Origin of the sequence: Mesorhizobium sp. WSM4989, from assembly GCF_029625795.1 — a bacterium.
In the GTDB taxonomy this organism is placed as follows: domain Bacteria; phylum Pseudomonadota; class Alphaproteobacteria; order Rhizobiales; family Rhizobiaceae; genus Mesorhizobium.
The window spans coordinates 1,576,627-1,590,842 of record NZ_JARTVN010000002.1 but is presented as its reverse complement, the minus strand read 5'-3'; the positions used below and the strand labels follow the sequence as shown (position 1 = coordinate 1,590,842).

Annotated in this window: 12 protein-coding genes and 1 pseudogene; 4 read left to right on the top strand and 9 right to left on the bottom strand. The window is 63.5% G+C overall.

Annotation, left to right across the window (positions count from 1 at the left end; all coding sequences use genetic code 11):
• Positions 1-61 precede the first annotated feature (61 nt).
• The 4 genes and pseudogenes from thrS to P9217_RS20380 form a co-directional block, all read right to left on the bottom strand.
• Positions 62-2,035 carry a threonine--tRNA ligase gene (gene thrS / locus P9217_RS20395; RefSeq protein ID WP_278088188.1) on the bottom strand — a complete coding sequence of 658 codons (1,974 nt, stop codon included), beginning with the start codon at positions 2,033-2,035 and terminating at the stop codon, positions 62-64.
• A 229-nt stretch (positions 2,036-2,264) separates the two neighbouring features.
• Positions 2,265-2,456: pseudogene (locus tag P9217_RS20390) on the bottom strand (class D beta-lactamase); the annotation flags it as partial.
• A gap of 142 nt (positions 2,457-2,598) precedes the next feature.
• Positions 2,599-2,973, bottom strand: a complete 375-nt coding sequence (gene yidD, locus P9217_RS20385; protein ID WP_095802165.1) for a membrane protein insertion efficiency factor YidD — start codon at positions 2,971-2,973, stop codon at positions 2,599-2,601.
• A 168-nt stretch (positions 2,974-3,141) separates the two neighbouring features.
• The gene (locus P9217_RS20380) at positions 3,142-3,588 is read right to left on the bottom strand and encodes an iron-sulfur cluster assembly scaffold protein (protein WP_067328046.1); all 447 of its coding nucleotides are present in this window, start codon (positions 3,586-3,588) and stop codon (positions 3,142-3,144) included.
• A 236-nt stretch (positions 3,589-3,824) separates the two neighbouring features.
• Here P9217_RS20380 and folE point away from each other — a divergent pair, with 236 nt between their 5' ends.
• The 3 genes from folE to P9217_RS20365 all read left to right on the top strand — a co-directional run bounded on the left by folE (position 3,825) and on the right by P9217_RS20365 (position 6,059).
• Positions 3,825-4,451, top strand: a complete 627-nt coding sequence (gene folE, locus P9217_RS20375) for a GTP cyclohydrolase I FolE (protein WP_067328045.1) — start codon at positions 3,825-3,827, stop codon at positions 4,449-4,451.
• Positions 4,452-4,544: 93 nt separating this feature from the next.
• Entirely contained in the window at positions 4,545-5,003 is a 459-nt protein-coding gene (hisI, locus tag P9217_RS20370; RefSeq protein ID WP_278088224.1) for a phosphoribosyl-AMP cyclohydrolase, read from the top strand.
• A gap of 84 nt (positions 5,004-5,087) precedes the next feature.
• The gene (locus P9217_RS20365) at positions 5,088-6,059 is read left to right on the top strand and encodes a patatin family protein (RefSeq protein WP_067000906.1); all 972 of its coding nucleotides are present in this window, start codon (positions 5,088-5,090) and stop codon (positions 6,057-6,059) included.
• A 13-nt stretch (positions 6,060-6,072) separates the two neighbouring features.
• Here P9217_RS20365 and recJ read toward each other — a convergent pair whose 3' ends face one another.
• From recJ to P9217_RS20340, 5 genes are all read right to left on the bottom strand, one after another.
• Positions 6,073-7,857, bottom strand: coding sequence for a single-stranded-DNA-specific exonuclease RecJ (gene recJ / locus P9217_RS20360; RefSeq protein WP_278088189.1), 1,785 nt, complete (start codon positions 7,855-7,857; stop codon positions 6,073-6,075).
• Between the two features lie 140 nt (positions 7,858-7,997).
• A complete protein-coding gene (glpX, locus tag P9217_RS20355) occupies positions 7,998-8,981 on the bottom strand; it encodes a class II fructose-bisphosphatase (RefSeq protein WP_278088190.1) in 984 nt (327 codons plus the stop codon).
• Positions 8,982-9,129: 148 nt separating this feature from the next.
• On the bottom strand, positions 9,130-10,443 hold the full coding sequence (locus P9217_RS20350; RefSeq protein WP_278088191.1) for a homoserine dehydrogenase: 1,314 nt from the start codon (positions 10,441-10,443) through the stop codon (positions 9,130-9,132).
• Positions 10,444-10,490: 47 nt separating this feature from the next.
• A complete protein-coding gene (locus P9217_RS20345; RefSeq protein ID WP_067000132.1) occupies positions 10,491-11,708 on the bottom strand; it encodes an LL-diaminopimelate aminotransferase in 1,218 nt (405 codons plus the stop codon).
• Between the two features lie 49 nt (positions 11,709-11,757).
• Positions 11,758-12,168, bottom strand: a complete 411-nt coding sequence (locus P9217_RS20340; protein WP_067328042.1) for a hypothetical protein — start codon at positions 12,166-12,168, stop codon at positions 11,758-11,760.
• Between the two features lie 97 nt (positions 12,169-12,265).
• Between P9217_RS20340 and phaC the strand changes: the two genes are divergently transcribed.
• Positions 12,266-14,107 carry a class I poly(R)-hydroxyalkanoic acid synthase gene (phaC, locus tag P9217_RS20335; RefSeq protein ID WP_095829324.1) on the top strand — a complete coding sequence of 614 codons (1,842 nt, stop codon included), beginning with the start codon at positions 12,266-12,268 and terminating at the stop codon, positions 14,105-14,107.
• The last annotated feature ends 109 nt before the right edge of the window (positions 14,108-14,216 follow it).

Below are 14,216 nucleotides of genomic sequence, written 5' to 3'. Positions count from 1 at the left end.
GTGAAGATGGCGGTGGACTATGTGCCACCGCCATTCGAGAAGCGATTGGAGATTAACGATTTTAGGCCGCGCGGCGCTTGCGGTCCGGAGAGACGGCCTCGTCCGCCAGCAATTTCACGGCGTCGCCGAGCTTCAGCGATTCCTGGTCGCGGGAGCCGAGACGGCGGACATTGACGGTTTCCTCTTCCGCCTCCCGCTTGCCGCAAACGAGAATGACCGGAACCTTGGCTAGGCTGTGCTCGCGCACCTTGTAGTTGATCTTCTCGTTGCGCAGATCGGTTTCGGCGAGCAGCCCCGCAGCCTTCAGCCGCTCGACCACTTTCGTGGCATACTCATCCGCGTCGGAGGTGATCGTCGCCACCACCACCTGCAGCGGCGCGAACCACAGCGGGAAATGGCCGGAATAGTTCTCGATCAGGATGCCGAGGAAGCGTTCCATCGAGCCGCACACCGCGCGATGCACCATGACCGGCTGCTTCTTCTCCGAATCCGAGCCGATATAGAAGGCGCCGAAGCGTTCCGGCAGGTTGAAGTCGACCTGGGTGGTGCCGCACTGCCATTCGCGGCCGATGGCGTCCTTCAGCACATATTCGAACTTCGGCCCGTAGAAGGCACCCTCGCCCGGATTGACCGAGGTCTTGATGCGATTGCCGGAGCGCGTGCGGATCGTCTCCAGCACATTGCTCATGATCGCCTCGGCATGATCCCAGGCTTCGTCTGTGCCGACGCGCTTGTCGGGCCGCGTCGACAGCTTCACCGCGACCTCGTCGAAGCCGAAATCGGCATAGGTCGACAAGATTAGATCGTTGATGCGCAGGCATTCCGCGGCGAGTTGCTCCTCGGTGCAGAAGATATGCGCATCGTCCTGAGTGAAGCCGCGCACACGCATCAGCCCATGCAGCGCGCCCGACGGTTCGTAGCGGTGCACATTGCCGAACTCCGCAAGCTTTACGGGCAGTTCACGGTAAGACTTCAACCCATGCTTGAAGATCTGCACATGGCCGGGGCAGTTCATCGGCTTCAGCGCGAAGACGCGGTCGTCGTCGGTGTCGTCACCGGCAACCGTCACCTTGAACATCGCGTCGCGATACCAGCCCCAGTGGCCGGACGTCTCCCACAGGCTCTTGTCCAGCACCTGCGGCGCGTTGACTTCCTGGTAGCCGTGCTCGTCGAGGCGGCGGCGCATGTAGTTGACCAGGTTCTGGAACATCTTCCAGCCCTTGGCGTGCCAGAAGACGACGCCCGGTCCCTCCTCCTGAAAATGGAACAAATCCATCTCGCGGCCGAGCTTGCGATGATCGCGCTTCTCGGCTTCCTCCAGCAGCTTCTGGTATGCCTCGAGCTGCGCCTGGTCGGCAAAGGCGGTACCGTAGATGCGCGTCAGCATCGGGTTGTTGGAATCGCCGCGCCAATAGGCGCCCGCCACCTTCATCAACTTGAAGGCGTTGCCGATCTGCCCGGTCGAAGCCATGTGCGGACCGCGGCAGAGATCGAACCAGTCGCCCTGCGCGTAGATCTTGATATCCTGATCCTCGGGGATAGCGTCGATCAGCTCGACCTTGTAGCGCTCGCCCTTGTCGGCAAAGACCTTCTTCGCCTTCTCGCGCGACCACACTTCCTTGGTGAACGGCCTGTTGCGGGCGATGATCTCGCGCATCTTCTTCTCGATCACCGGGAAATCGTCCGGGGTGAACGGCTCGTTGCGCGCGAAGTCGTAATAGAACCCGTTCTCGATCACCGGCCCGATGGTCACCTGCGTTCCCGGCCAAAGCTCCTGCACGGCCTCGGCCAGCACGTGCGCCGCGTCGTGGCGGATGAGTTCCAGCGCGCGCGGATCCTCGCGGGTGATGATCTCGACCTTGCCGGACCTGCCGAGCGGATCGGAAAGATCGCGGACGGTGCCGTCGAGGCTATAGGCAACAGCCTTTTTCGCCAGCGATTTGGAGATCGATTCGGCAAGGGCGGCGCCGGTCATGGCCGCGTCGTACTCGCGGACGGAACCATCGGGAAATGTCAGGGACACGGAATTCAGCATCAGAGTTGTCCTATCCAGTCCCGCAAACGAGCGCGGGTGGTGAATGCATGTCGCAGGAAGTGTGCTGGAGCATGCAGGGTTGGCCGGAGGCGCCAATCACTTGGACGCTGGCGGGCGGCAGTCTTTTATGAGGAGTTTCCGCCGCCGTAAAGCCGCAAGCCGTTCTATTTGATGAGCCCGGGAAGATCGTTCAGGAAGCCGCCCGCGTCGCGAGCCCCTTCGGCAAGATCGAAGCCGGGCTGACGCGCTCGTCGCGGAAGCCATCCTGGCAAAGCGTCGAGCCGCTCGCCGAGTCCTCGATCAAAGTGCAGTGGATGTCTTTGAGCGGCGCCGATTGCGCCCGCATCGGCAGGCCGAGCATCCAGGCCAGCAGGAACAGAATGATGGCAATGAAGAACGGATAGCGGTCCATCTGGCGCATCGAAGCTCACTCCGGAAAATGGATTACGCGGAGCGGCTTAGCGAGGCGTCTTGTCTCGATTTTGTCTCAAATTGGCAGTGTTTGTGCAGGCTGACGTTAACCCTACTGAATCGTAAACACGGGCTGCGAAACGCTGCCGCAGTCAGCCATCTGCGTCATCGCGCTTCCTGCCGATTTGCCAATAGCGCCACGGCATGAACCAGACATAGCGCGGCGCAAGCGTTTCCGGCACGCGGTCGATGCCATGCGTCCCGAACGGCCCGCAACGCGAGACCCGGAACAGCGCCAGCCAGCCCCCGGTCCACAATCCATGGCGGGCGATTGCCTCATGCGCGTATTCGGAACAGGTCGGCAGATGCCGGCAGCTATTGCCGACGAAGCCGGAAAGCGTCAACTGGTAGAGGCGCACGAGCGACGTGCCGAGGACGCGGCCCGGCGTCTTGCGCCAGGGTCCCTGCCAGTTTCGCCCATGCCGGACCGGCCGGACGCCATGGATATGTCCTGGATGGTCTCCCATCCGTACTTCTCCGCAGCCAGCTTCCTTGTGCGTTAGATGTGGGCTTCGAGCCGGGAACGCAACGACCTTTTATCGCTCATCGCCTGGAACGCCGGACGGTCCACTCAGCATAGCGCCGGGATACCAAGCGAGTTCGCCATAACAGGCAAGCAGCTCAGGAGATCGCCCTCAAGCAGCCTCTCCGGCGCGCTTCTTCTCGATCTGGCCGATCGCGTCGACCACCGCATCGAAGGTCAGCATGGTCGAGGCGTGACGTGCCTTGTAGTCGCGCACCGGCTCCAGATATTTCAGATCGGCGAACCGGCCTTCCGGCGGCGCGCCGTTTTCCTTGAGCATCTTCAGCATGGTCTCGCGCACTGCGCGCAGCTCATCGGCGTTCGCGCCGATGACATGCTGGGCCATGATCGAGGAGGATGCCTGACCAAGCGCGCAGGCCTTCACGTCATGAGCGAAATCGGTCACCACGTCGCCATCCATTTTGAGGTCGACTGTGACGGTCGAGCCGCACAGTTTGGAGTGCGCTCTGGCGGTCGCATCGGGGTGGTCGAGCCGGCCGATCTTGGCGATGTTTCCGGCGAAGCTCAGGATTTTCGCATTGTAGACGTCGTCGATCATATTTTTCCAATCCGTCGCCGCCAAGCGAACAGGCTTTGCCGCTGTTGCGTCTTCCTTTCGCTGTGCACGACCATATATAATGATGGCAGCCGGGCATCGACAAGGCAAACTCAAGCCATTGTCATTGCTCATCTGTTCACGCCGCTTACGGGCTGGAAACCGGGCGAGTTTCACCCGAAAGGTCGTGGTCCGTTCAACTCGTCCCACCTCTGAGTGGGACTACGGGAGACGCCTTTATGGATGCCGTCATCAAGAAACTCATGCCCCCTTCCTCCTATATGGAGAAGCCTGTCACCGATCGCCCAAGCGAGGCCGAGGTCGAAGCCGCCGTGCGCACGCTTTTGCGCTGGACCGGCGACAACCCTGATCGCGAGGGCCTGGTCGACACGCCGAAGCGCGTTACCAAGGCTTTTCGCGAGATGTTCAACGGCTATGACATGTGCCCGGCGGAGGAGCTTGGCCGCACTTTCGAGGAAGTGGCCGGCTATGACGATCTCGTCATCGTCAGGGACATCAAGTTCCACTCCCATTGCGAGCACCACATGGTGCCGATCATCGGCAAGGCGCATGTCGGCTACCTGCCGGACGGCAAGGTCGTGGGTCTGTCCAAGATCGCGCGCGTCGTCGACATCTTCGCCCATCGCCTGCAGACGCAGGAAGCGATGACGGCGCAGATCGCAGGCGTCATCCAGGACGTGCTCAACCCGCGCGGCGTCGCCGTCATGATCGAGGCCGAGCATATGTGCATGGCCATGCGCGGCATCCGCAAGCAGGACTCGACCACGCTCACCTCTACCTTCACCGGCGTCTTCAAGGACACGCCCGAGGAACAGGTGCGCTTCGTCACCATGGTGCGTGCCTGATCGCCGGCTGCTGCCGGCCTTCAGACCATGGTCCCGAAAAGCGGGACCCGGTTTTCGGATAAGATCATGGTCCAACAAAAAGACGAACCGGCAATGTCGGCACTGCAATTTCCCAAAGCCCCGGCAGACAAGAAGGCGCTGGAGGAAGGCACCGTCCTTTCTCCGCGCTTCGATGCTGCCGGCCTCGTGACCGTCGTCGTCACCGACGCCGGCGACGGCATGCTTTTGATGGTCGCGCATATGAATGCCGATGCGCTGACGCTGACGCTCGAAACCGGCATCGCCCACTATTGGTCGCGTTCCCGCAACGCGCTGTGGAAAAAGGGCGAGACCTCGGGCAACCTCCAGCGCGTCCTCGAGATGCGCACGGATTGTGACCAAGACGCGATATGGTTGCGCGTCAAAGTATTGGGCCAGGACGCAACTTGTCACACCGGTAGGCGTTCCTGCTTTTATCGGACGGTGGGGCTCAGCGACGGCAAGGCGGTGCTTGCCGACGATGGCAGCAAGCCGCTGTTCGATGCGCAAGAAACGTATCGGAAGCCGGCGTGAACCATTCGATATTCACAAACCACTCATATTCACTATTCTCAAACATCCTTGTGATAGAAGGGACACGGGACAAGGGAGATCATGATGCTCGAATGGGCGTCATTGCGCAGCAGACCTGACGTTCAGGAGGCCAACGGCCTTGCATCGTCCGGCGGCGTGCTCGATCCGAAATCGGCGAAGAAGATGGGCATCTCGCTGGCGCTCGGCGGCGGCTGTGCTCGCGGCTGGGCCCATATCGGCGTGCTGCGCGCGCTGGACGAAGCCGGCATCGAAGTTTCGATGATAGCAGGCACCTCGATCGGCGCGCTGGTCGGCGGCTGCTATCTCGCCGGCAAATTGGACGAACTGGAAGAGTTCGCCAGAAGCCTGACCAAGCGGCGCCTCTTCGGACTGCTCGATCTCAATCTGCGCGGCAGCGGCCTGTTCGGCGGCATGAAGCTCGATGCGCGGCTGCGCGAACACGTGGACGGTATCCGTTTTGAGGAACTGTCGAAGCCCTTCGTCGCCGTCGCTTCCGAAATCCGCACCGGCCACGAAATCTGGCTGTCGAAAGGTTCGCTCATCACCGCCATGCGTGCGTCCTACGCGTTGCCCGGCGTCTTCGAGCCCGTGAACTGCAACGGGCGCGTGCTGGTCGACGGCGCGCTGGTCAATCCGGTGCCGGTCTCGGTCTGCCGTGCTTACGAGCAGCCGCTGGTCGTTGCCGTCAACCTCCACTACGATCTGTTCGGGCGTGCCGCGGTGATCAAGCACAGCGCGGGCGAACTCGTCATCGAGAACGACGCGCCGCGTCCCGGCCAGGTCAATCCCCAGCACCCGCCGCACCAGACCCGCCTCGGCATCACCGGCGTCATGGTCGAGGCCTTCAACATCATCCAGGACCGGATCTCGCGCGCCAGGCTCGCCGGCGATCCGCCCGACATGTCGCTGCAGCCGAAGCTCAGCCATATCGGACTGACCGAGTTCCATCGCGCCGACGAGGCGATCCGCATCGGCTATCAGGCGACCATGTCCCAGATCAGCGAATTGCGGCGGCTGCAGACGGTGCTCGCCTGATCCGAAGCGTCAGTCAAGCAATCGCGGCATCTGTGATGCGGAATTGCACTGAGCGGTTGCCGTTCCAGTAATTGCCCGACAGCGAACCGGCTATGTGCACGGTCTTGCCCCTGTTCTTGAACAGGAATTCGCCGAGCGCGGTGTCGACGGCGCGGAACGCGATCGCCTGGAGGTTGCCGCCGCTTTGCGACTGCAGGTCGGCGCGGATGTGGTTCGTGCCGATCGGCCGCGCATCGATAAGTCTGTGGCGCGGCAGCACAAACACCGGCGCGATGTGACCGGCGCCGAACGGGCCGGCTTTCTCCAGCGCGTCGAGAAGCGCCAGCGTCGCGCCCTCGGCGGCTAAGGCGCCGTCAATCGCCAGGCTTTCCTCGCTCTGCAGCCGGAACACATCCGCCGCAGCGCGCTCCTCGAAGAAAGCCCGAAGCGCGCCGAGCTTGGCACGTTCCACGGTGATGCCTGCCGCCATGCCGTGACCGCCGCCCTTGGCGATCAGGCCGGCCTGCGCCGCCTCGCGCACCAGCCGGCCGAGATCGAAACCGGAGACCGAGCGCCCCGAGCCGGTGCCGATCCCATTGGCATTGAAGGCGATGGCGAAAGCGGGACGGCGCGCATGTTCCTTGAGCCGCGAGGCCAGCAGCCCGACGATGCCGGGATGCCAGCTGCTGCTGGCGGTCACGACGATGCCAGGGCCGGTGCCGCCGGCAAGCTCCGCATCGGCCTCGGCGCGCGCCTGCGCCAGCATCTCCAGTTCCATCTGCTGCCGTTCCTGGTTCAGCCGGTCGAGCGTCTCGGCAATGCTTGCGGCTTCAACAGGATCCTCGGTGGCAAGCAGCCTGCTGCCGAGCGCGGCATCGCCGATGCGCCCGCCGGCATTGATGCGCGGCCCGATCAGATAGGCGAGATGGAAGGTGTTTATCGGCTCGCCGATGCGCGAGACCCGCGCAAGCGCCGCCAGCCCCTCATTCTTCTGCTGGCGCGCCGCCTGCAGCCCCTTGACTACGAAAGCGCGGTTGACGCCGGTGAGCGGCACCACGTCGCAAACGGTCGCCAGCGCGGCAAGGTCGAGCAGCGAAAGCAGATCGACCGGCGCGGCGTTCGGCAACCGTTCGCGAAGCACCTTCGCCGTCTGGACCAGGCACAGGAAGACCACACCGGCGGCGCAGAGATGCCCCTGCCCCGAAAGGTCGTCCTCCCGATTCGGATTGACCACCGCGTCCGCCGCCGGCAGCGGTCCGCCGACCTGGTGATGGTCGAGCACCACGACATCGGCGCCGGCATCTTTCGCCGCCTCGATCGACACGGCGCTGTTGGTGCCGCAGTCGACGGTGACGATCAGCTTCGCGCCGCGCGAGATCAGTTCGCGCATGGCTTCCGGATTCGGGCCGTAACCTTCGAAGATGCGGTCGGGGATATAGATCTCGGACGGCACCGAAAAATGCGCCAGGAAGCGCTTCAGCAGCGCCGACGACGCGGCGCCGTCGACATCATAGTCGCCGAAGATCGCCACCTTCTCGCCGGCCACGACCGCATCCGCGATGCGCGCCGCCGCCTTCTCCATGTCGGTCAGCGAGGCCGGGTTCGGCAAAAGCTCGCGAATGGTCGGATCGAGGAAGCGCTCGGTCTGCTCGACCGTCACGCCGCGCCCAGCCAGCACCCTTGCGACGATGTCCGGCACGCCATGACCCTGCGCGATGGCCAAAGCGGCCATGTCCTGCCGCTCGGTCAGCCGGTGCTCCCAGGAAACACCGGTCGCCGACTGCCTGACATCGAGGAAGAAGCGTCTCTCGCCCATCATGAGACGCGCCGTCTGCACACCATCTTTCGGCAGATATCAAGATGCGACAGCCCTAGCAATTGCGGGAAAGCGAACCACCCCGGAAAACTGTGGAAGGGCGCTCCGGCCGTAATTGCGCGAAAGTGTCTACAAGGACGAAATCAGAACTTTTCCAGATCCTGGTGACGAGCCTTGATCTCGCGCACTGTGCGCGAGGACGAGCGCAGCACGATGGTGTGAGTGGTGATGAAGGTGCGCCCGAATTTCACCCCGCCGAGCAGATTGCCGTCGGTGACGCCGGTCGCCGCGAACAGCACGTCGCCGCGCGCCATGTCCTGCGCGCGATAGACCCGCTTCGGATCCGAAATGCCCATCTTTTCGGCCCGTGCAATCTTCTCCGGCGTGTCGAGGATCAGCCGGCCCTGCATCTGTCCGCCCGTGCAGCGAAGCGCCGCCGCGGCCAGCACCCCTTCCGGCGCGCCGCCGGTGCCGAGATAGATGTCGATGCCGGTCTCTTCCGGATCGGTGGTGTGGATGACGCCGGCGACGTCGCCGTCGCCGATCAGCCGGATGGCGGCGCCCGTGGCCCGCACCGCGTCGATCAGCTTGGCATGGCGCGGCCGGTCGAGGATGCAGGCGGTGATGTCGGGCACCGCCACGCCCTTGGCCTTGGCGAGATTGGCGATGTTCTCGGCCGGCGACGCGTCGATGTCGATCAGGCTGTCCGGGTATCCCGGCCCGATGGCGATCTTGTCCATGTAGACGTCGGGCGCGAACAGCAAGCTACCCTTCTCCGCGATGGCGATGACGGCAAGCGCGTTGGGAAGGTTCTTGGCGCAGATCGTCGTGCCTTCGAGCGGATCGAGCGCGATGTCGACCGCCGGGCCTTTGCCGGTGCCGACCTCTTCGCCGATATAGAGCATCGGCGCCTCGTCGCGCTCGCCCTCTCCGATGACCACGGTACCCTTGATGGCCAACCGGTTGAGTTCCTGGCGCATCGCATCGACCGCGACCTGGTCGGCCGCCTTCTCATCGCCGCGACCGCGCAGCCTGGCAGCGGCGACCGCGGCCCTTTCGGTCACACGCACCACTTCCATGGTGAGGATACGATCGAGGCCGGCTGCGATGTTTTGGGCCATGTTCATGGATGGGCATTCCTCGTTGAAACTGCGCTTTGCCTCCCGCCAGAAGCGCGCTTCTTCTGGCAAAGCTCCATGACAACGGCAAGACTTGCCATGTCAATTTTTGAAATGGCAGCAATATCAATCGATTAAAGGTGAAGTATGACTCGAACTATTCCGCCCGCTCGATACGGATCACCTGCGGCTTGTCGGTGAGATGGCCGTCCTTGGTGACGCCTTCGACCGCCTTGCGCACCGCCGCTTCCGTTGTCTCGTGGGTGACGAGGATGACGGTCTTCTGCGCTTCGGTAGCCGGCCCGGCGGCCTGCTGGACGATCGATTCCAGTGAAATATCGTTGTCGGCCATGCGCTTGGCGATCGCCGCGAAGACGCCGATGCGGTCGTGCACGGTCAGCCGGATGAAATAGCCGCCGGCATGGCTGCGCATCTGCGCTTTCCTGTAGGGCTTCAATTCCTTCGCCGGCCAGCCGAAGACCGGCCCGTGCTGGAAGCCCGGCCGGCTCTTGGCGATATCGGCAATGTCGCCGACCACCGCCGAGGCGGTGGCATTGCCGCCGGCGCCGGGGCCGGAGAGCAAAAGCTCGCCCAGGATGTCGGTCTCGATCGCCACGGCATTGGTGACGCCATGCACCTGCGCGATGACCGAGGCCGTCGGCACCATGGTCGGATGCACGCGCTGCTCGATGCCGCTGTCGGTGCGCTGCGCGACGCCGAGCAGCTTGATGCGATAGCCGAGCTCGGCTGCGGCGCGAATGTCGGCCTGGGTGATGTTGGAGATGCCCTCCATGTAAATGTCGTTGGCGGCGATCTTCGTGCCGAACGCAAGGGTGGTCAGGATCGACAGCTTGTGCGCCGTGTCATGGCCTTCGATGTCGAAGGTCGGGTCCGCTTCGGCATAGCCGAGGCGCTGCGCGTCCTTGAGGCAGGCATCGAAAGAGATGCCTTCGGCCTCCATGCGGGTCAGAATGTAGTTGCAGGTGCCGTTGAGGATACCGAAGACGCGGGTGACCTGGTTGCCGGCCATCGCCTCGCGCATCGTCTTGATGACCGGGATGCCGCCGGCCACCGCAGCCTCGTAGTTGAGCAGCACGCCCTTCTTCTCGGCGATCTCGGCGAGTTGCACGCCGTGCTTGGCCAACAGCGCCTTGTTGGCCGTCACGACATGGCGGCCGGCCTCGAGCGCCGCCTTCACCGATGCACGCGCTGGCCCTTCGTCGCCGCCGATCAGCTCGACGAAGACATCAATGTCGGCCTTCTCGGCCATCTTCGCGGCATCGTCGAACCATTTGGTGTCGCCCAGATCGACACCGCGGTCCCGCTTCGGATCGCGCGCCGAAACCGCTGTGACGACAATGTCGCGACCGCACTGGCGGGTGAGCTCGGCGGCCTTGTCGTTGAGCACGCGCGCCACCGAGGCGCCCACCGTGCCAAGGCCGGCAATTCCAACACGCAACGCTTCAGCCATGTCCGGCGACGCCCCTCAAAGATTGGTCGGTGTGATGTGCGGTGAATTCAGCGGCGCGCGGTGAGCGGCACAACATTGTTGGGCTGCTTGGCGGTCGAGGCCAGGAAGCGCTTGATGTTGCGCGCCGCCTGGCGGATCCGGTGCTCGTTCTCGACCAGCGCCACACGAACGAAATCGTCGCCGTGCTCACCGAAGCCGATGCCCGGCGCCACCGCCACGTCGGCGTGCTCGATGAGCAGCTTGGAGAATTCGAGCGAGCCGAGCTGGCGGAACTGTTCCGGGATCGGCGCCCAGGCGAACATCGAGGCCGCCGGCGCCGGAATGGTCCAGCCGGCACGGCCGAAGGAATCGACCATCACATCGCGCCGCTTGTGATAGACCTCGCGCACCTCGGCGATGTCGGCACCGTCGCCGTTGAGCGCATGCGCCGCCGCCACCTGGATCGGCGTGAAGGCGCCGTAGTCGAGATAGGATTTGACGCGCGTCAGCGCCGCGATCAGCCGCTCGTTGCCGACCGCGAAGCCCATGCGCCAGCCGGGCATGGAAAAAGTCTTCGACATCGAGGTGAACTCGACGCAGACATCCATCGCCCCTGGAACCTGGAGCACCGAAGGCGGCGGATTGCCGTCGAAATAGATCTCGGAATAGGCAAGGTCCGACAGGATGATGATGTCGTTCTTCTTCGCGAAGGCGACCACGTCCTTGTAGAAATCGAGCGAGGCGACAAGCGCCGTCGGGTTCGACGGATAGTTGAGGATCAGCGCCAGCGGCCTCGGAATCGAGTGGCGGATGCCGCGCTCGACCGCCGGGATGAAGCCGTCATCCGGTTCCACCTGCAGCGACCGGATGACGCCGCCCGACATGATGAAGCCGAAGGCGTGGATCGGATAGGTCGGATTGGGGCACAGGATGACGTCGCCGGGCGCGGTGATCGCCTGCGCCATGTTGGCAAAGCCCTCCTTCGAGCCGAGCGTCGCCACCACTTGCGTGTCGGGATTGAGCTTCACGCCGAAGCGGCGGGCATAGTAGTTCGCCTGGGCCCGGCGCAGGCCCGGAATGCCGCGCGAGGACGAATAGCGATGCGTGCGCGGATCGCGCACCACTTCGCATAATTTGTCGACGATGGCCTTCGGCGTCGGCAGGTCCGGATTGCCCATGCCAAGGTCGATGATGTCGGCACCGCGCGAGCGGGCGCTGGCCTTCAGCCGATTCACCTGCTCGAACACGTAAGGCGGAAGCCGGCGGACCTTGTGAAATTCTTCCATTGGAGTTCCAGACGATCAAAGGGGGCGCTTTTCGGCGCGCGATATAGACCTAATTGCAGTTAGGGTCGAGGGCAGGATCGCATTTGCCTTCGATCTGCTTCAGCGCGTCGTCGCCATGCGTCCTGGCGAGCGTGTTCAGCGCCGCCGTATTGGCGGCTGGCTTCGCGCGGCCGCCCTTGGCGAGCTGCGCCTGCTGCTCGGCCTTGAGCTGGGCAAGCTTGGCGGCAGTCTCTTCCTTCGTCAGCTGCTTGGCGGCTACCGGCGGCGGAATGTTGAGGTTCGGATAGGAGCCGGTGTCCTTCGGCCCCTCGGTCACCGCGGTCGGCCTCGCATTGTTGGTGTTGCTGCTGGTCTCGCAGCCGCCCGCGAGCAACGGCGTGCATAGCACCGCGGCTGCGGCGGCGATGCGGCAAATCGAACCGGCGCCGAGAAAATAAGTCCCGCCAACATTAATCGTCATATTGTTTTCCTGGCAGCCGGGTTAGAGCGTGTTGGACCCGGTCAGATGTCCCATGGTAATATGTCAAGAAAACGCTCCGGGAGGAACCCCGCGAACCATGTCCAAAGCGCCCGATTCGGACAAAGCGGAAAATGGCGGACCTTCGACCGTCGAGCAATATCTGGTGAAAGATCCCGAACGCTTCGCGTTGAACATGGCGCGCATGATCGAGCAGGCCGGCAAGGCGGCCTCCGCCTGGGCCGAGCCGCGCGAAAAGGGCGAGGTGCGCGACCACGTCGCCGAACCCGTGGTCGACATGGTCAAGACCTTCTCCAAGCTCTCGGAGTACTGGCTGGCCGACCCGCAGCGCGCGCTGGAAGCGCAGACGCGGCTTTTCGCCGGCTACATGACGGTCTGGGCGAACGCCATCCAGAAGGTCAGCCCGAGCCCCAACGCCGAAGCCCCCGAGGACGCGGTCAAGCCCGAGCGCGGCGACAAGCGCTTCCAGGATCCGGAATGGGGCCGCAATGCCTTCTTCGACTTCCTGAAACAGGCCTATCTCGTCACCTCGCGCTGGGCCTCCGATCTCGTCGATCATGCCGAGGGCCTCGACGAGCACACCCGCCACAAGGCGAGCTTCTACGTCAAGCAAGTGTCCAACGCCATCGCGCCGTCGAATTTCATTCTGACCAATCCCGAGCTGTTCCGCGAGACCGTCGCCTCCAACGGCGAGAATTTGGTGCGCGGCATGAAGATGTTGGCCGAGGACATCGCCGCCGGCAGGGGCGACCTGAAGCTGCGCCAGGCGGACTACGCGCCGTTCGAGATCGGCAAGAACATCGCCACGACACCCGGCAAGGTCATCGGCCGCAGCGATGTCGCCGAGATCATCCAATACGATCCGACGACGGAGACGGTGCTGAAGCGCCCCCTGCTCATTTGCCCGCCGTGGATCAATAAATACTATATCCTCGACCTCAACCCGCAGAAATCCTTCATCCGCTGGGCCATCGAGCAGGGCCACACGGTCTTCGTCATCTCCTGGATCAACCCGGACGAGCGCCACGGCGCCAAAGGCTGGGAGGCCTATATCCGCGAGGGCCTGCAATATGGCCTCGACATGGTCGAGAAGGCGACCGGCGAGAAGGAGGTCAACGCCATCGGCTATTGCGTCGGCGGCACGCTATTGGCCGCGGCGCTCGCGCTGCTGGCGCAGGAAGGCGACCACCGCATCAGGTCGGCGACCTTCTTCACCACTCAGGTCGACTTCACCTATGCCGGCGATCTCAAGGTCTTCGTCGACGAGGACCAGGTTGCCGCGGTCGAGCGCTCGATGAGCGAAAAGGGCTATCTCGACGGCACCAAGATGGCGACCGCCTTCAACATGCTGCGCTCGGGCGACCTGATCTGGCCTTATGTCATCAACAACTATATGCGCGGCAAGGACCCCCTGCCCTTCGACCTGCTCTACTGGAATGCCGATTCTACCCGCATGGCGGCGGCCAACCATTCCTTCTATCTGCGCAATTGCTATCTCGAGAACAATCTCTCCCGCGGCACGATGGAGCTTGCCGGCCGCACCGTCTCGCTGGCCGACATCACGATCCCTGTCTACAACCTCGCCACGAAGGAAGACCACATCGCGCCGGCGCTTTCGGTGTTCCTCGGATCGCGCTATTTCGGTGGCGACGTCGAATATGTCATGGCGGGCTCCGGCCACATCGCCGGCGTCGTCAATCCGCCGGCGGCGCACAAGTACCAGTACTGGACCGGCGGCAAGCCGGTGGGGGATTTCAGCACCTGGTTCGCCGGCGCGCACGAGCATGCCGGCTCATGGTGGACGCACTGGCAGCACTGGATCGAAAGCCAGGACAACATCCATGTGCCCGCCCGCAAACCGGGCAAGCGTATGAAAACCTTGGGGGACGCGCCGGGCACCTATGTCAAGGTGCGTGTGTAACCGGCTGTAATGTCTGGTGAGTTGACGGGCCGCCCAAACAGGGCGAAATGGTGATGTTAATCGTTTTCGTAGCCTCAGCTCGCCTGCAGACAAACAATAAATCCGAGGC